Consider the following 16,435-nt stretch of genomic DNA (forward strand, 5'->3'; position numbering starts at 1 on the left):
CGCACCCCTACCGCCACACCACAGCGAAGACGGCGATGGCTGCGATCACACCGACGATCATCGCCAGCGCGTAATGGGTCACGACGCCGGTCTGCAGCTTGCGCAGCGCACCGCCACCGCGCAGGATTGAGCGGGCGACGCCGTTCACGACGGCGTCCACACCGTTGAGATCGATCCGCAGTCCGGCCCGTGCGGTTCCGTGCAGGAAGGGCAGCACCGCGGTCTCGGACACGTCGCTCACCGCCTTCTCGTAGCGCGCCAGCGGTTTTTCGGCGAGCCACATGAAATGCCGCGCGCCTTTGCGGTAGAACCAGTCGGTGTCGATGCTGATCGTGTTGTCGGGGTCGAGCGCCCTGAGGAACAGCACGAAGCCCAATGCGGTGAACATCAGTATGCCGAGGCTCTCGGTGATATGGACGCCGGTGTAGGGTTCGAAGTCGACTGGATGGGGCAGCAGCGCGTAAAGTGGTTGGGGGAACACCCCGATCGCGATGCACAGCACCGCCGCCATTGCCATCGCAACCAGCATATTGCGGGGCGGCTCCCGCGCCTCCAGCTTCCGGTCCATGCCGAAGAACATGTAGTACGGGAGCTTGAGCCCAGTGTGCAGGAAGGTCCCAGATGATGCCATCGTCAGCGCCAGCACCACCAGCGCGCGGTGATCCTGTCCGGCGGCGGCCACCACCATCGATTTGGTCACGAAGCCCGAGAAGAACGGAAATGCCGAGATCGCGAAGGCGCCGACCATGTAGAGCGCCACGGTCAGCGGCATGGTCCTGTAGAGCCCACCGAGCTCGGTGAGCTTGCGCCGCCCGGTGACGTGGATCACCGCCCCAGCACCCATGAACAGGAGCGCCTTGTAGAGGATATGCGCAAAGGCATGGCTGGAGGCCCCGTTCACCGCCATCTCGGTACCGATGCCGACGCCCGCCACCATGTAGCCCACCTGGCTGACGATGTGATAGGCCAGGAGCCGACGGCAGTCGTTCTCCAGCACCGCGTAGATGACGCCGTAAAGCGCCATTGCCGTGCCGAGCCAAACGAGAAGCTCGGTGCCCGGAAACGCCCGGGCCAGCACATAGACGGCGGTCTTGGTGGTGAAGGCGCTCATGAACACCGCTCCGGTGACGGTCGCCTCCGGGTAGGCGTCTGTCAGCCAGGCGTTGAGAGGCGGCACCGCGGCGTTGAGCATGAACCCGGCAAGGATCAGGTAGGCGGCGACGCCCATCCCCCCCTCGATCGGGCCGAAGAGCAGCGAACCTGTGGCGAGCCCGTGGAGAATGACGCCACCCAGCAGGGCGACGCCGCCGGTGATATGGACCATGAGATACCGGAACCCCGCACGGATCGCCTGCTTGCCGCGCTGGGCAAAGACCAGATAGGCAGAGGCAAACGCCATACCTTCCCAGAACAGGAACAGGGTCAGGTAGTCGCCTGCAAACACCACGCCGAGCGCGCTGCCAACATAGACGAACGCCGCCACATGCTCTCCAGCGCCCGTCAGGTGCAGCGCGTAGACCATGCCGATCAGCGCCATGATGGTGAAAACGGTGGCGAAGACGATGCTCAGTCTGTCGACCTTGGCGATCAGGATTTCCTGCCCGATGAACTCCGCCGCGCCGTGGCTGCCTGGCTGCACGGTGAGCACGGCGAGGATCGCCACCGCGGGGATCAGCATCAGATAGGCCTTGCGGATTGATCCTTTCAGGAAAGGGATCGGCAGGGCGCCAAGAATGAACAGCAGGGCGGGATGGACGAAGTCAATCATAGTAATCCTCATGCCGCATCAGCCCGCCCTGATGGCCGAGGAACTTGGAGACGAAGATCAGCAGGACGCAGGACAAGAAGCCATAGACGGCCGACCAGCCCGGCAAGCGGTCCCACAGGTATTCAGCGTGTTCGCGGGGGACCAGAAAATCGGCGATGACGATCAGAACGAGCGCCGAATAAAACAACCGGCGGCGTTGCTCCGCGTATCTCGCCTCACCAAAGAAATCGACGACACTCCTGATCATCTGACCGCTCCTTCCGCCAGGGTGAGAAAATAGCTGGGGAAAATACCCATCGACACCGACAGGATCGCGGTCGCGACCAGCGGGATCGTCACCATTGGAATTTCACGGACCGTCGCGGGACTTTCCTGTGTCTCCGTCCCGAAAAAAGCGACATAGCTGACCGGCAGGAAGTAGGCGGCGTTCAGCACCGAACTCACCAAGAGCACGATCAGGAACGCAATCTCCCCCGCCTCCACCGAGCCCAGCGCCAGATACCACTTGCTGACGAAGCCCGCGGTCGGCGGTACCCCGATCATGCTGAGTGAGGCCACGAAGAACGCCCCCATCGTCCAGGGCAGCCTGCGGCCGATGCCGGCCATGTCGCTGATGTTGCGCTTGCCAGACGCGCAATAGATCGATCCGGCGCAGAAAAAGAGCGTGATCTTGGAGAAGGCATGCGCCGCAATGTGGATGATCCCGCCGACCATCGCGACCGGCGAAAGTAGGACCGCGCCCAGCACGATGTAGGAGAGCTGGCTGACCGTCGAATAGGCGAGCCGCGCCTTCAGGTCGTCCCGCGTCAGGGCGTAGATGGACGCCATCAGAATCGTGAACGAGACCAGATAGGCCGTTGCAATGCCGAGCCCCAGCCCGTCCACCAGCCCCGCGCCGAAGACATCGAACACCACCCGCAGCACGCAGAACACGCCCATCTTGACCACGGCCACCGCATGCAAAAGCGCGCTGACCGGTGTCGGCGCCACCATCGCGGCAGGTAGCCAGGCGTGCATCGGCATCACCGCAGCCTTGGCGAAACCGAAGAGATAGCAGAAATAGACGACCGTCAGCAGCGGCGCCGCGGCGTCGACCCCCGCCAGCAGCCCCCCCGCCACAAAGTGGAGCGACCCGGCAATGTGGTAGGTCAGTGCCAGCGCGGCAAGAAGCAAGCTTTTCGACGCGCCCATCAAATAGACGAGGTACTTGCGGCTACCCGTCCATCCCTCTTCGTCCTCGTGGTGATAGACGAGCGGATAGGTGACGAGGCTGAGCACCTCGTAGAAGATCACCAGCGTGAATAGATTGGCGGCGAAGGCGCCCCCGACGGCCGCCGCGAGGCTGGTCGCAAAGCAGGCGAAGAACCGGGTCTGCGCGTGCTCGTTCAAGTGCCGCATGTAGCCGATGGAATAGATCGCCGCCACAATCCACAGCAGCGACGAGACGGTGGCAAACACCATGCCGAGCGCATCGACCCGGAAAGCGAATTCGATCCCAGGCAGAATCTCGAACAGGCGAAAATCTACCGTGCCGCCCGCCAGCACCGTGGGCGCCATCGAGGCGACAATTGCGAACATGGCGATCGCGGCCAACGGCGAGACGACATCGCGGAGTTTCTCGCGGTTGTTCAGAAGGAGAACGGCAAGGGCCGCCAGGCCTGCAACGGCGACGGCAAGCAGCGGCCGGATCGATATCACCGGTTCCAAGCCGCTATCCTTTCATCATGGTCACGTCGTCGACCTTGAGAGTGGACTTGTTCCTTACGAGGGCAACCAAGATGCCGAGGGCGACGGCAACCTCCGCCGCGGTGATTGCGATGACGAAGATCGCGAATATCTGCCCGCGGAAATCGTCGTAGTAATGCCCGAAAGCGATGAAATTAATGTTGACCGAGTTGAGCAGGAGCTCCAGCGACATCAGCACGACCAGGATATTGCGTCTAAGCAGTACGCCTGCTGCTCCGATCACGAACAGGACCACTCCGAGCAAAATGTACCACCAGAGCGGAACCATCACCCCTGCTCCTTCCGCGCCAGCACGATGGCGCCGACCAGGGCGGCCAGCAGGATGACAGAGGCGGCTTCAAACGGCAGGAGATAGTCGGCGAAAAGTGTCGTGCTGAGTTGCCTGATCTGATCGCCGCCGCGCACAACGACGGGCTCCGTGACCGAAAAGCGGTCGCTCCAGAGCACCAGCACAAGCATCTCCACCCCAAGCAGGACAAGCAGCACCAGAGCCGGCAGGTTGCCGCCCGGCAAGAACCGCTGCAACACCGCTTCGCGCACATCGATCATCATGATCACGAACAGGAACAGGACCATGATTGCGCCGACATAGACGAAGATCTGGATGACAGCGAGCAACGGCGCCTCGAGCAGGACGAAGATTGCCGAGATCTGCAGGAAACACGCCATCAGCGCCAATGCGCTGTGAACCGGATTCCGCGCCAGGACCACGGTCAGTGCCGTGATCACGGACGCCGCAGCGAACAGAAGAAAGAACGCCTGATCCATCGACGCCGGCCCTCCGCCGCGATCTGTCACTCGGCGCAAGACGGCCGGATTTGAGATAGCTGCGCACTTCAGATGCGTCTACAAATTGTGCCCTAGTATCGGATTTTTCTCAAGATTACATGGTTTGGGGCTACGTTATGCCCAAGTCTCAGCATCTGATACGGTGTGCGATCCCGCAGCCTGCTTATCCGTTGTTCAGGCTGCCGAAGGAGGTCCGGCACGGGTTCAGAAATTCAGAAAAAAGGACGTCGCCTTTGGCGAGCTTACCCGGCCCAGATGTAGTGAATAATCTCTTCGGCCTCGCGCTCGACCTCCTCGATGCGCTTCTTCACCACGTCGCCGATCGAGACAATGCCGTCGAGTTGGCCGTTCTTCACCACGGGCAGGTGGCGGAAGCGGCCTGTGGTCATGATCTCCATGACTTGGTTGATCGTGTGGTTCTCGGTGCAGAGGTTGACCTTGGCGGTCATTGCGTGACGGACACTCTGCTCCAGGGCCGCAGCCCCATGCTTGTTCATGGCGCAGACGATGTCGCGCTCGGACACGATGCCGACCACCTTGCGATCGCCATTGGTAACGACCAGTGCGCCGATCCTGTGCTCAGCGAGCCTGTTGATCGCCACGGTGAGCGTCTCGTTCGGGCCGATCGTCTCGACGGCTCGACCCTTGTCCTCGAGAATCGCTTTGACGTTCATGGCTTCCTCCAAGCGCTACTACGCTCCAGCCCTACGCCCCGTCTCCCTCTCGGTGCATTTTCTGCCCCATCGTGCGCCGCGCGCCTTGAGATTTCAAGTCCGACTTGCGCGCCCAGGCCACGTGCTTCCTGGCGGTAGGCCTTCATGATTGGCTCACACATACCGCCGCCTGCTACAGGGGTCGCCGTGCCGTCGCCGATGCTCATTGATCAGCCGAGAGCGCCGTCACGGATTCCGCGGAAGCCAATTCCGTCGGGCTCAGGGGCGCATGCCTGCTTCCCTCTAAACGCATGCTGCCGCTCTCGTCTATTTCTTGCAGGCGTCCCTGAACCCCAGGCGGCGCGCAGGTGCCGTTCAGCGTCGCGTGCGACGATTTTGGTAAGCGGCGCGAGGAATCGAACTTTCGCTCTTCAGAGCGATACCACTCAGCGAGGTGAGGCCCGTCGTCTGCTTCTACCGGTTGAGCACTGAAAGGTGATGAATCTGGCGCTCTTGCATTTGTTCAGCGCCTGCTCCAGGGCTGGCCCTCGAAACAGAAGAATATGCCGGGCGACATCACAGCGTCGGACGCGAAACCTTCGTGGTAAACATCCGGGTCGATCGAGTGAGCAGTGGAATCACTATGGCGGGCGTTACTGTGAGAAGACGATCAGGATCGTCATTGATCATGTGCGGCAGATGATCTTCCGGACCGCCGAAGATCCTACGCTAATCTACTCAAAAACAACCGCTTCGCCGAATTTATTAGGGTCTTTCCCGTCACTCCCACTCGATTGTTCTAAATCTAGTTAGGCCATTGATATAACTAGATTTTTTATTCGTTGCCGCGCAAGAAGCCGACCCATGGGCCGTCAAAACGTTACAGTCTTGATTTCAAAGGGAAGAATAGCACGAAAATTTTTGGTGCGGTTTCGGTATCTATCGAAGTCGATCGCCTTTCCGGACCCACTTTGGGCAACTCAGGTGGGTTTCACAGCGAACGAAGAAAGTACCGTCGCTAACTTTCATACCACAGCGCGCGCCACAACGCGACCCGCCGCGCCAGCGTCATCCAAGCGCCATGCCTCTCCGTCTGTAGGTGAACGGATACCGCTGTCAGTGCAAACTGGAAACTCCCGGCAGCATAAACTGGACACCTCAAGACCCACCCGCTCCGAGGGCGCGACAGCACGGTTCAAGGTGCAATGTCGCGCCCTCCACTTGCTGAACTTCTTCCCGGAGGGGTCGCGGCGAGGAAGCCGGTGCTGGTTTATCAGAAGGCCTCGCAGGCGGCAGCGGCGGAATAGTCAGAGCCAGCGGCGAACCTCGGCCTTGTAGCGGCGGTAGTCGTCGCCGAACTTCGCTTCGAGATAGCGCTCCTCGCGGGCGATCACCTGCGTCTGGATCGCGATCAGCACCAACGGGAGCAAGGCGAAGGCGATCGGCCCGTCGAAGCCGATCGCAAGGCCGGCATAGATAAGCGCCATGCCGAGATACATGGGATTGCGGGTCCACCGATAGGGACCGGTCGTTGCGATGAGGGTCGTTGGCTGCGACGGCGGAACGTTGGTGCCCAGCCGCCGGAACAGCCCCGCCGCCGCAAGCATCATCGCCGCGCCGGCAACGAACAGCAGCGCGCCCGTCGCGACCAGCAACCGCCAGTCGATGCCGAAAGAGCGCAGAGCGATGAACCGCTCCGCCGCCAGCCCCAACAGCAGCGCTCCCAGATAGACGAAGGGCGGAGGGAAGCGCACACCCGCGCTGTCCGGTTCGACGGCCATGCTCATCCTCCAATCTGTGCTTTCAAACCAGCATCGACTGCTGGGCGAAGATACCCGCCATCGCGCCTTGCCATGATGCCGTGGTGACCGAGGGCATGAGGGGGTTGGCGAGGTCGCCGGCGGCGTAGATGCCGGGCATGCTGGTTTCGCGGCGCTCGTCGACCTTGAGGGCGACGCCGAGGGGCGTATCGACCGTGGCGAGGCCCAGTGATTCATGCAGGCTTGCGGACGGCTTGTTGCGCGGATGCGCGAATAGGATGTCGACCGCGACATCGGGGCCGGTATCGAGCTTGACGGTGGCGCTATGGCCCCCGTGATGGGCGATCTCGGTGATCCGGCCCTCGACGACAGGTATGTTGCGACGCGCCAGATCGGCCCGGATATCGGGCGGAATGTCGTGACCATCGGCGAAGAGCGTCAACCTGTCGGTCCAATCGTGGAACAGCCTGACCTGGTTGTGCGACTGCGGGCCGGACCAGACGAGGCCCCAATGCTGGCCGGCGACTTCAAAGCCGTCGCAATAGGGGCAGGGCACGATGGACGTGCCCCAGCCTTCGGCAAAGCCCGGAACATCAGGCATCTGGTCGGCGACGCCATAGCTCAGGATCAGGCGGCGCGCCCCAAGGCTTGCGCCATCGGCAGTGAGGACGGAGAAATCGTCGACGGCGCCGGAGACGCTGTCGGCCCGGGCATTGACCAGCCTGATCGTGGGATAGCGCGCCAGCTGCTGCCGCGCCTCGGCCAGGATGTCCAGCGGTGGCTTGTGATCGTGGCCGAGCAGACCATGCGAGTGGCCGGCGAAGCGGTTGCGCGGCAGGCCGGTATCGAGAACGGTGACCTTGCGGCGGGCACGGCCGAGCTGCAGGGCGCCGGCGAGACCGGCAAAGCTGCCGCCGATGATGATGACGTCATCCATGGTGATGGGCTCCGTGTTGTGGTTGGGCTGGGCCTGGCTTGCACATTTCAGATACTACATGGTATCGTAATTCAAGAATTAGGATACTGTCAAGGACTGGAATTGTCGTGAGCGAAAATAGTCAGGCCCGGCGCGGCCGGCCCGCCAACGAGACGCTTGGCCAAACGATAGTGGACGCCGCGGGCGAACTCTTTGCGGAATTGGGTTTTCAAGCGACGACATTGGACAAGGTCGCCCAGCGAGCGAAGATATCCAAGCTCAGCATCTATCGGCACTTCGAGAACAAAGAGGCGCTGTTCAGCGCGGCCTTTGCGGCCCGCTGCCATCAGTTTGTACCACAGGCCCTTTTTGAAGGCGTCGACGGTTCGGCCGAAGAGCAGCTCATGGCGGTGGGATCATCCCTGCTTCGCACGCTGTTACGCCCGGACGTCCGCAGTGTCGAAGCCATGGTCATGGCCGACAGGACGAGTCAAAAGTCGTTGAGCAAGCTCCACTATGAAGCCGGCCCCGCCCATGTCATCGCCCAAATCGAGGCCCTGTTGCGCCAGTTGCACGCGAAGGCGGTTCTGAACGTGCCCGATCCTCTCCGGTCTGCCCGCTTGTTTGCCGCGCTTTTCAAAGGATCCGATCTCCTGATTATCGCACGCTTCGATCAGGCGAGAGCAGAGGACGACAACGAAATCGAATCCTATTGCCGGTCGGCCGTCGCCATGTTCATCGCCGCGCACGGTGGCAACGACCACGCGGGCGGATAAGCATTTGATTGCTCCGGGCAGCTTGGCCGGGACCGTGGTCCAGGCGCTTCGTCATATTGGGCCGGCGCGCGCGGCCGAGCTTGCACAGATCGCGGCACCTCATCTTTCTCCCAACCATAAAAGACGCTCGCATCTACCGCGGTCCAAGCTCCCGCCTGGATGCGGTCGACACTTCTCTTCATTGCAGATCCGGCAGCAGTTGGGACAACATTTGATAGGTGATGCGACGGTGCCATCCGACGATATGCGATCGGGTCCGGAACATCGATCGGTACCACAGCCAAAGCTGAAACTATGTATGTCGATAACTAAAGTACCGTCAGCGCGGAAATGTCATGCTACGGGGCATTTTCGTTATATATTTCAAAGCGTTGACACACAGAAAAGTACCGTCAAACTCTAAAAACGAATGACGGTACCTTTTAGAATGCTCTGTCGGATACGAAAAGCACCGTCAAAAGTACCGTCAGAGTGATCTGCTACAAGCTGCGAGCCGCGCCAAGCGCTCCGATAAACTTAACGATTTCAATGACTTTGAGGTTTGTCAATTCCATTGATAATGTGCCTTGGCTAGCAGTCTGCCCTGCCCGCAAGTCATTGTATTTTCTACGAAATACTACGCTAGAGCCGCCTATCATCGCCGTTTCCCGTCACTCCCACTCGATTGTACCCGGCGGCTTGCTCGTCACGTCGTAAACGACGCGGTTGATGCCGCGCACCTCGTTGATGATGCGGGTGGCGGCGGCACCGAGGAACGCCATGTCGTAGTGGTAGAAATCCGCCGTCATGCCGTCGACCGAGGTGACAGCGCGTAGCGCGCAGACGAATTCATAGGTGCGGCCATCGCCCATCACACCGACGGTCTGCACCGGCAGCAGCACGGCGAAGGCCTGCCAGATGGCGTCGTAGAGGCCGGCCTTGCGGATTTCGTCGAGATAGATGGCGTCGGCCTCGCGCAGGATCTCCAGCTTTTCGCGGGTGATGCTGCCTGGGCAGCGGATGGCGAGACCGGGGCCGGGAAACGGATGCCGACCGATGAAGCTGTCGGGCAGGCCGAGCTCCCTGCCGAGCGCCCTCACCTCGTCCTTGAACAATTCGCGCAGCGGCTCGACCAGTTGCATGTTCATGCGCTCGGGCAGGCCGCCGACATTGTGGTGCGACTTGATCGTCACCGACGGGCCGCCGGTGAAGGAAACGCTTTCGATAACGTCGGGATAGAGCGTGCCCTGCGCCAGGAAATCGGCGCCGCCAAGCTTCTCGGCCTCTTCCTCGAACACCTCGATGAACAGCCGGCCGATGGTCTTGCGCTTCTTTTCCGGGTCCGACTCGCCCTCGAGCGCGCCGATAAAACGGTCCGAGGCGTCGACCAGGATGAGCGGCAGATTGTAGTGCTGGCGAAACATCTCCACCACACCAGATGCCTCGTCCTTGCGCATCAGCCCGTGGTCGACAAGGATGCAGGTGAGCTGGTCGCCGACCGCCTCATGGATCAGCAGCGCGGCGACCGAGGAATCGACGCCGCCCGAAAGCGCGCAGATGACCTTGCCCTTGCCGACCTGCTTGCGGATCGTCTCGACCGCGTGCTCGCGGTAGGCGCGCATCGTCCAGTCGCCCTCGATGCCGGCGATCTTGTGGACAAAGTTTTGCAGCAGCCGGGCGCCGTCCGGCGTGTGCACCACTTCGGGGTGAAACATGATGCCGTACATCTTGCGCTCGACATTGCCGAAGATGGCGAAGGGCGAGCCTTCCGATTTTCCGAACACCTCAAATCCCTTGGGCAGGGAGATGACGCGGTCGCCATGGCTCATCCACACCTGGTGGCGCTGGCCGGGCGCCCACAGGCCCTCAAACAGCGGGCTGTCCTTCTGGATCTCGACGAAGGCACGGCCGAATTCGCGATGGTCGGAGCTTTCGGCGACGCCGCCCATCTGCACGCACATGGCCATCTGGCCATAGCAGATGCCGAGAACCGGCACGCCGGCGTCGAAGACGATCTGCGGCGCGCGCGGGCTGCCGATGTCGCCGGTCGAGGCCGGGCCGCCGGACAGGATCACCGCCTTCGGATTGATGCGCTTGAACGCCGCTTCGGCCGACTGGAACGGCACGATCTCGGAAAAGACGCCGGCCTCGCGGATGCGCCTGGCGATGAGCTGCGTGAACTGGCTGCCGAAATCGACAATCAGGACGGTGTCGGGATGATTGGCTATCTTCATGGCGAGCGTTTAGAGAAAGAAATGAGTCGGCGCAATGGGTTGCGAGGTGCCTCCCTCAATCCGATTCAGCGTCTTCATGCGACGGTCCAAATTCCAGGGCGCCGGACCCGATCGCCCGTTCCAGCCGCGTGACCGCATCCGCCAGCTTCTCGTCGATGACGTGGAGATACTCCTTCCAGTCGCCGACATGCCTGAGATCGGCAGCCCCGTCGGAAATGCCGCGCAGGCCGACGAGCGGCACGCCGAACAATTGGCAGGCTCGCAGGCAGGCGAAGGTCTCCATGTCGACCATATCCTCGGCAATCGCATCATAGGCGCTGCCGGAAATGATGGCTGCGCCGGTCGACAGCGTCGCCTCCCTTATATCAGGGATCCTGAGCGGCAGCGGTACGGTCACCGGCAGGTCGAGAAACGGCGTCGCGCCCTTCTCGAAGCCCAAAGGCGAGGCGTCGATGTCACGGTAGGCGACCGAAACGGCCTGGTAGATTTCCGTCTGTTCCAGTGTCCGGCTACCCGCCGAACCGAGCGACACGACGAGATCCGGCAGCGCCTTTTCAGACTTCAGCCATGACAGTTCCGCGCCCAGCCTCACGCCCGCCTCGACCGGTCCAACGCCGGTCATGACAGGCGAGAACAGCCGCTGCAGATGAGGGCCGTATTCGGCCTGCGCCGCCATCACGAAGAGCACGTCCCTACCCGCAATTCTGACGGCCCTGCGCATCGGATCAGCCTTCAATGCCATCGCGACCGACCACCGTCATCATCGTTCCAGTCATGGTGGCGATCAGCTTGGCCTCGCCGTCGACGGCGAAGGCATAGGCCTGGCCGTCGGCGACGATGATGGTGCGGCCGGGCTTCGTCACCGAGCCGCGGAACAGGAAGCGTTCGCCCCGGCCCGGCGCTAGCAGATTGACCTTGAACTCAATAGTGAGCACGCCCGAATTCTCGGGCATCAGCGAGAAAGCCGCATAGCCGCAGGCCGAGTCCAGCGCCGTCGAAATGACCCCGGCATGAAGGAAGCCATGCTGCTGGGTCAGCGCCGTCGAATAGGGCATCTCGATCTCGATGATGCCGGGCGTCACCAGCGTCAGCTCGGCGCCGATGGTCGTCATGGCGTTCTGGCGCGCGAAGGATGTCCTGACGCGATCCTCATAGTCGGGGGCGGGTACGATCTTTGCTGCCATGGGCTTGTCACGCTCCTGTCTGAAATCTTATTGCAGAGGCAGGAGCGACAGGCAATCGCTATTGCTGCACTGCAGCAATCAGGTCCGCCGGCATGGTTCAGCCGTCCTTGCGCAGCGCACAGACATAAAATCCATCGGTACCGCTCAGCGCCGGCGACAGCGAAATGCCGCCTGCGGCGCCGATACGTGCAGCCGTCTCGTGGCCCGGAAAGCGGCTGTTCCAGAGCTGGCGGTGATCGACCGGGACAAAGCCGCTGTTACGATCTCGGAAGGCAGCGACCTGTTCGCCATTCTCCTCGTCGAACACCGAGCAGGTGATGTAGACCAGCAGCCCGCCCGGTTTGACGAAGGCTTTGGCCGCATCGAGGATCGCCGATTGCTCGCCTTTGCGTGCATCGAGCTGCTTCTGCGTCAGCCGCCATTTGGCATCGGGCCGGCGCCGCCATGTGCCGCTGCCGGTGCAGGGCGCGTCGACCAGGACGATATCCATGTGGCCCGAAAGGGTGCTGAGCTCGGCCGGCTTGGTGACGATTTGCACGTTGCGGTTTTCCGAGCGCCGGATGCGTTCGAAGATCGGCGCCAACCGCGCCTTTTCGGCATCATGGGCAAACACCTGGCCGCGATTGTCCATCGCCGCCGACAGTGCCAGGGTCTTGCCGCCGGCTCCGGCGCAAAAGTCGAGGACCTGCATTCCGGCCTCCGCGCCAGCCAGCGTGGCGGCGATCTGCGAGCCTTCGTCCTGAACCTCGAACCAGCCTTTCTGGAAGGCCGGTTCCGCCTGCACGTTCGGGTGCCTGCCGTTGCCCGCGATCGGCGGGATGCGAATGCCGTGCGGTGCGATCCGTGCAGCCCTGGCGCCGGTCCCGGCCAGCTCCGCGAGCACCTTGCCGCGGTCGGCCCGCAGCGTGTTGACCCTGAGGTCCAGCGGTGGGCGGGTCGCTAACGCCGCACCTTCGTCGACCCAGCTGGCGCCAAAGGCCTGCTCGAAAAGCGGTTCGCACCAATCCGGAATATCAGCCCGTACCGCCGACGGCGCAGCGTCGAGCCGGCGATCGGTGACGGCCCTCAGTTCACCGTCGTTCAACAGCGGCGGCGCAAACTTGTCGCCGTCGAGCGCTTCGTTCAGCGACTGCGCCGTCTGGTTCCATTCAAGCAGCAGCGCGCCAAAACCGATGGCGCGCGGCGTATCTTCGCCCAGCAAAAACCCGGCCGAGCGTTTCCGGCGCAGCGCGTCATAGACGATGTTGCCGATCGCCGCGCGATCGCCGCCTCCGGCGAAGCGGTGCGCCAGGCCCCAATCCTTCAGCGCGTCGGCCACCGGCCGGTGTCGTCGGCCGATATCCTCCAGCACTTCGATGGCCGCCGCCAGCCGTCCGCCCAGTCGCATTTTCTTATCCGTTACTCAGCAAATCAATTTCCCTGCTCTAAAGCGACCGACTGGCGCACACAAGCGGGAGAGTCCCGGATGCCAGATCGAAGCAGCCCCGTTGGCATCCGCGGCTCTAATCGGTGCATTGCTTGTGCTTTCAAACTTTTGAAGTTGCGGTAGTCTTCCGCTGCGTGATTCGCGAAGAACTGCAAGCGGATCGGCGGGAAATTACGAAGGAGAGGGCAATGAAGACTTATCTGGCGGAAGTTTTAGGCACATTTCTACTGGTGTTCATCGGTACGGCTTCGGTGGTGACTGGCGGCTTCGGCGGCGCGCTGCCGCTTGGCCAGGAAGGCATCGGTCTTGCATTCGGCATCGGCCTGATTGCGGCGGCCTATGCAATCGGCCCGATTTCGGGCGCGCATCTCAACCCGGCGGTGACGCTCGGCGTGTTCCTCGCCGGCCGAATGCAGGCCAAGGACGTCATCCCCTATTGGATCGCACAGATCATCGGCGCCATCATTGCGTCGCTGGCGCTATGGATCATCGTCTCCGGACAAGTCGGCGGCCATACAGGCGGCTTCGGCGCCAATGGCTGGGATGCAACGAAGTGGGGCGTCAGCTCGGCGTTCCTGTGGGAGCTGATCGGAACTTTCACCTTCGTGACGGTGATCCTCGGCGTCACCAGCGGCAGCCACACGACGGCCTTTGCCGGCCTTGTCATCGGCCTGACGCTGGCGGGACTGCATTTCGCCATCATTCCGGTGACCGGCACATCGCTCAACCCGGCCCGCTCGATCGGCCCGGCGCTGTTTTCGGACAGTGCCGCGATCGGCCAGCTCTGGCTGTTCATCGTCGCACCGCTGATCGGCGGCGCCATCGCCGGCGTGGTTGCCAAGACCCGCATCTTCGAGAAGGATTGACAGTCGAAGGGCTGCATCAAGAAAGGCGCGGGCCAGGCCCGCGCCTTTCTTGATGAGACTCGAGAAACTTACCGCAGGCGAGAAGCTATCCCGCTCCGGACTTTGGCGCCGATCAGGCGAGTTCGAAGCGATCGGCGTTCATCACCTTGTTCCACGCCGCCACGAAATCGTTGGCAAATTTCTCCTTGGCGTCCGCGGTCGCATAGACTTCTGCGAGCGCCCGCAGCTGCGAGTGCGAGCCGAAGATGAGGTCGACGCGGGTGCCGCTCCACCTGAGCTCGCCTGTCGTCCGGTCGCGTCCTTCGAAAACGTCCTTGGCCTCCGATGTCGACTTCCACACCGTACCCATGTCGAGCAGGTTGACGAAGAAGTCGTTGGTCAGCGTCTCAGGCCGACTGGTGAAGACGCCGTGGCTGGACTGGTCGGCGTTTGCGCCGAGCACGCGCAGGCCACCGGCGAGGACTGTCATCTCCGGTGCCGTCAGCGTCAGCAATTGCGCCCGATCCACCAGCGCCTCCTCAGGCGACAAACGCTGCCTGCCGCTGAGATAGTTGCGGAAACCGTCGGCGGCCGGTTCGAGCGGGGCGAAGGAATCGACGTCGGTCTGCTCCTGCGACGCGTCCATGCGCCCCGGCGTGAACGGAACTTTCACTTCGTTGCCGGCGTCCTTCGCGGCCTTTTCGATTGCGGCGCCGCCGCCAATGACGATCAGGTCGGCAAGCGAGACTTTCTTGTCGCCGGACTGTGAAGCATTGAACTCCTGTTGGATCGCTTCGAGTTTCTCCAGCACCTTCGCCAACTGAGCCGGCTGGTTGACGTCCCAATCCTTCTGCGGCGCGAGGCGAATGCGCGCGCCGTTGGCGCCACCGCGCTTGTCGGAGCCACGGAAGGTCGAGGCGGACGCCCAGGCCGTCGAGACCAGCTGCGGCACCGAAAGACCGGAGGCGAGGATCTTCGCCTTCAGGGCGGCCACGTCCAGCTCGTCGACCAGCACATGATCGACTGCAGGTATAGGATCCTGCCACGGCAGCTCCTCCTTGGGAACGAGCGGGCCGAGATAGCGCACGATCGGGCCCATGTCGCGGTGGGTGAGTTTGTACCACGCGCGGGCGAAGGCATCGGCGAACTGGTCCGGATTCTGATGGAAGCGCCTGGATATCTTTTCGTAGGCAGGATCGAACCGCAGAGCGAGGTCTGTGGTCAGCATCGAAGGCGCGTGACGCTTTGCCGGGTTATGCGCATCGGGCACCGTGCCCGCGCCGGCGCCGCCCTTCGGCGTCCACTGGTGCGCGCCGGCCGGGCTCTTGGTCAGCTCCCATTCGAAGCCGAACAAGTTGTCGAAGAAGTTGTTGCCCCACTTCGTCGGCGTCGTCGTCCAGGTCACTTCCAGGCCGCTGCCGATCGCGTCACCGCCTTTGCCGGTGCCAAATGTGTTCGTCCAGCCGAGGCCCTGCTCTTCGATGCCGGCAGCTTCCGGCTCCGGGCCTACCAGAGTCGCATCGCCGGCGCCGTGGGTCTTGCCGAAGGTGTGTCCGCCGGCGATGAGTGCGACGGTCTCCTCGTCGTTCATTGCCATGCGTGCGAAGGTCTCGCGGATATCGCGCGCCGCGGCGAGCGGATCCGGGTTGCCGTTCGGCCCTTCGGGGTTGACGTAGATCAGACCCATCTGCACGGCGGCGAGAGGGTTCTGGAGATCGCGTTCACCGCTATAGCGCTCGTCGGCCAGCCACTTGCCTTCGGGACCCCAGTAGATGTCCTGTTCTGGCTCCCAGACGTCGGCGCGCCCGCCGGCGAAACCGAAGGTCTTGAAGCCCATCGATTCCAGGGCGACGTTGCCGGTGAGAATCATGAGGTCGGCCCAGGAGATCTTGCGGCCGTATTTCTGCTTGATGGGCCACAGCAGCCGGCGAGCCTTGTCGAGATTGACGTTGTCCGGCCAGCTGTTGAGCGGCGCAAAGCGCTGCTGGCCGGCTCCGGCGCCGCCGCGGCCGTCGCCGATACGGTACGTGCCGGCGCTGTGCCAGGCCATGCGGATGAACAGTGGCCCGTAATGGCCAAAGTCGGCCGGCCACCACTCCTGTGAGTCCGTCATCAGGGCATGCAGGTCCTTGATCACGGCGTTCAGGTCGAGACTCCTGAATTCCTTGGCATAGTCGAATGCCTCGCCCATCGGGTCGGACAGTGCGGACTGCTGGTGGAGGACCTGGACGTTCAGCTGGTTCGGCCACCAATCGCGATTGGCCCTGGCAGCGGTTGCGTGCACGACCGGGCACTTGCCCGCGCTTGGGTCATCAGTCATTGCGTCCATCGTTCTCTCCGATTTGTGGATTTCCGGGAT

General features: G+C 62.5%; 15 protein-coding genes. 2 read left to right on the plus strand and 13 right to left on the minus strand.

Going from position 1 to position 16,435, the window contains the following annotated elements:
* Positions 1–7 precede the first annotated feature (7 nt).
* From ACWTU7_RS07385 to ACWTU7_RS07420, 8 genes are all read right to left on the minus strand, one after another.
* The gene (locus ACWTU7_RS07385) at positions 8–1,768 is read right to left on the minus strand and encodes a Na(+)/H(+) antiporter subunit D (RefSeq protein WP_455838522.1); all 1,761 of its coding nucleotides are present in this window, start codon (positions 1,766–1,768) and stop codon (positions 8–10) included.
* Entirely contained in the window at positions 1,761–2,015 is a 255-nt protein-coding gene (locus ACWTU7_RS07390; protein WP_455838521.1) for a hypothetical protein, read from the minus strand. The genes ACWTU7_RS07385 and ACWTU7_RS07390 overlap by 8 nt, the downstream gene beginning before the upstream one ends.
* Positions 2,012–3,475: a monovalent cation/H+ antiporter subunit D family protein gene (locus ACWTU7_RS07395; RefSeq protein ID WP_455838520.1), complete on the minus strand. Its 1,464-nt coding sequence runs from the start codon at positions 3,473–3,475 to the stop codon at positions 2,012–2,014. Before ACWTU7_RS07395 ends, ACWTU7_RS07390 begins: the two co-directional genes overlap by 4 nt.
* A gap of 4 nt (positions 3,476–3,479) precedes the next feature.
* Positions 3,480–3,782, minus strand: coding sequence for an NADH-quinone oxidoreductase subunit NuoK (gene nuoK / locus ACWTU7_RS07400; RefSeq protein ID WP_254022068.1), 303 nt, complete (start codon positions 3,780–3,782; stop codon positions 3,480–3,482).
* Positions 3,782–4,282, minus strand: a complete 501-nt coding sequence (locus tag ACWTU7_RS07405) for an NADH-quinone oxidoreductase subunit J (protein WP_292181939.1) — start codon at positions 4,280–4,282, stop codon at positions 3,782–3,784. Before ACWTU7_RS07405 ends, nuoK begins: the two co-directional genes overlap by 1 nt.
* Before the next feature lie 263 nt (positions 4,283–4,545).
* Positions 4,546–4,977 (minus strand): CBS domain-containing protein, encoded by a 432-nt coding sequence (locus tag ACWTU7_RS07410; RefSeq protein WP_455838519.1) that lies wholly within the window; start codon positions 4,975–4,977, stop codon positions 4,546–4,548.
* Positions 4,978–6,263: 1,286 nt separating this feature from the next.
* A complete protein-coding gene (locus ACWTU7_RS07415) occupies positions 6,264–6,737 on the minus strand; it encodes a methyltransferase family protein (RefSeq protein WP_455838518.1) in 474 nt (157 codons plus the stop codon).
* 22 nt (positions 6,738–6,759) lie between these two features.
* On the minus strand, positions 6,760–7,653 hold the full coding sequence (locus ACWTU7_RS07420) for an NAD(P)/FAD-dependent oxidoreductase (protein WP_455838517.1): 894 nt from the start codon (positions 7,651–7,653) through the stop codon (positions 6,760–6,762).
* A 107-nt stretch (positions 7,654–7,760) separates the two neighbouring features.
* On the opposite strand from ACWTU7_RS07420, the gene ACWTU7_RS07425 reads away from it, so the two are divergent.
* Entirely contained in the window at positions 7,761–8,408 is a 648-nt protein-coding gene (locus ACWTU7_RS07425; protein WP_127208030.1) for a TetR/AcrR family transcriptional regulator, read from the plus strand.
* 650 nt (positions 8,409–9,058) lie between these two features.
* Here the strand turns inward: ACWTU7_RS07425 and guaA are convergent.
* The 4 genes from guaA to ACWTU7_RS07445 form a co-directional block, all read right to left on the minus strand.
* Positions 9,059–10,621 (minus strand): glutamine-hydrolyzing GMP synthase, encoded by a 1,563-nt coding sequence (gene guaA, locus ACWTU7_RS07430; protein WP_095518987.1) that lies wholly within the window; start codon positions 10,619–10,621, stop codon positions 9,059–9,061.
* Positions 10,622–10,676: 55 nt separating this feature from the next.
* Positions 10,677–11,342, minus strand: coding sequence for a 5'-methylthioadenosine/S-adenosylhomocysteine nucleosidase (locus tag ACWTU7_RS07435; protein ID WP_455838516.1), 666 nt, complete (start codon positions 11,340–11,342; stop codon positions 10,677–10,679).
* 4 nt (positions 11,343–11,346) lie between these two features.
* Entirely contained in the window at positions 11,347–11,805 is a 459-nt protein-coding gene (locus ACWTU7_RS07440; protein WP_029348345.1) for a PaaI family thioesterase, read from the minus strand.
* A gap of 97 nt (positions 11,806–11,902) precedes the next feature.
* The gene (locus ACWTU7_RS07445) at positions 11,903–13,192 is read right to left on the minus strand and encodes an RsmB/NOP family class I SAM-dependent RNA methyltransferase (RefSeq protein WP_455838515.1); all 1,290 of its coding nucleotides are present in this window, start codon (positions 13,190–13,192) and stop codon (positions 11,903–11,905) included.
* A gap of 209 nt (positions 13,193–13,401) precedes the next feature.
* Between ACWTU7_RS07445 and ACWTU7_RS07450 the strand changes: the two genes are divergently transcribed.
* Complete coding sequence (locus ACWTU7_RS07450; protein WP_455838551.1) at positions 13,402–14,097, plus strand: MIP/aquaporin family protein; 696 nt, start codon at positions 13,402–13,404, stop codon at positions 14,095–14,097.
* Between the two features lie 112 nt (positions 14,098–14,209).
* Here the strand turns inward: ACWTU7_RS07450 and katG are convergent, their stop codons facing one another.
* The gene (katG, locus tag ACWTU7_RS07455) at positions 14,210–16,405 is read right to left on the minus strand and encodes a catalase/peroxidase HPI (protein WP_455838514.1); all 2,196 of its coding nucleotides are present in this window, start codon (positions 16,403–16,405) and stop codon (positions 14,210–14,212) included.
* Positions 16,406–16,435 lie beyond the last annotated feature (30 nt).

It is taken from the genome of Mesorhizobium sp. BHscii (assembly GCF_053848065.1).

What these genes read in the sequence shown, in the direction of transcription:
- ACWTU7_RS07385 (WP_455838522.1), bottom strand. Translation starts at nt 1,768, where the DNA reads ATGATTGACTTCGTCCATCCCGCCCTGCTGTTCATTCTTGGCGCCCTG.
- ACWTU7_RS07390 (WP_455838521.1), bottom strand. Translation starts at nt 2,015, where the DNA reads ATGATCAGGAGTGTCGTCGATTTCTTTGGTGAGGCGAGATACGCGGAG.
- nuoK (WP_254022068.1), bottom strand. Translation starts at nt 3,782, where the DNA reads ATGGTTCCGCTCTGGTGGTACATTTTGCTCGGAGTGGTCCTGTTCGTG.
- ACWTU7_RS07405 (WP_292181939.1), bottom strand. Translation starts at nt 4,282, where the DNA reads ATGGATCAGGCGTTCTTTCTTCTGTTCGCTGCGGCGTCCGTGATCACG.
- ACWTU7_RS07410 (WP_455838519.1), bottom strand. Translation starts at nt 4,977, where the DNA reads ATGAACGTCAAAGCGATTCTCGAGGACAAGGGTCGAGCCGTCGAGACG.
- ACWTU7_RS07415 (WP_455838518.1), bottom strand. Translation starts at nt 6,737, where the DNA reads ATGGCCGTCGAACCGGACAGCGCGGGTGTGCGCTTCCCTCCGCCCTTC.
- ACWTU7_RS07420 (WP_455838517.1), bottom strand. Translation starts at nt 7,653, where the DNA reads ATGGATGACGTCATCATCATCGGCGGCAGCTTTGCCGGTCTCGCCGGC.
- guaA (WP_095518987.1), bottom strand. Translation starts at nt 10,621, where the DNA reads ATGAAGATAGCCAATCATCCCGACACCGTCCTGATTGTCGATTTCGGC.
- ACWTU7_RS07435 (WP_455838516.1), bottom strand. Translation starts at nt 11,342, where the DNA reads ATGCGCAGGGCCGTCAGAATTGCGGGTAGGGACGTGCTCTTCGTGATG.
- ACWTU7_RS07440 (WP_029348345.1), bottom strand. Translation starts at nt 11,805, where the DNA reads ATGGCAGCAAAGATCGTACCCGCCCCCGACTATGAGGATCGCGTCAGG.
- ACWTU7_RS07445 (WP_455838515.1), bottom strand. Translation starts at nt 13,192, where the DNA reads ATGCGACTGGGCGGACGGCTGGCGGCGGCCATCGAAGTGCTGGAGGAT.
- katG (WP_455838514.1), bottom strand. Translation starts at nt 16,405, where the DNA reads ATGGACGCAATGACTGATGACCCAAGCGCGGGCAAGTGCCCGGTCGTG.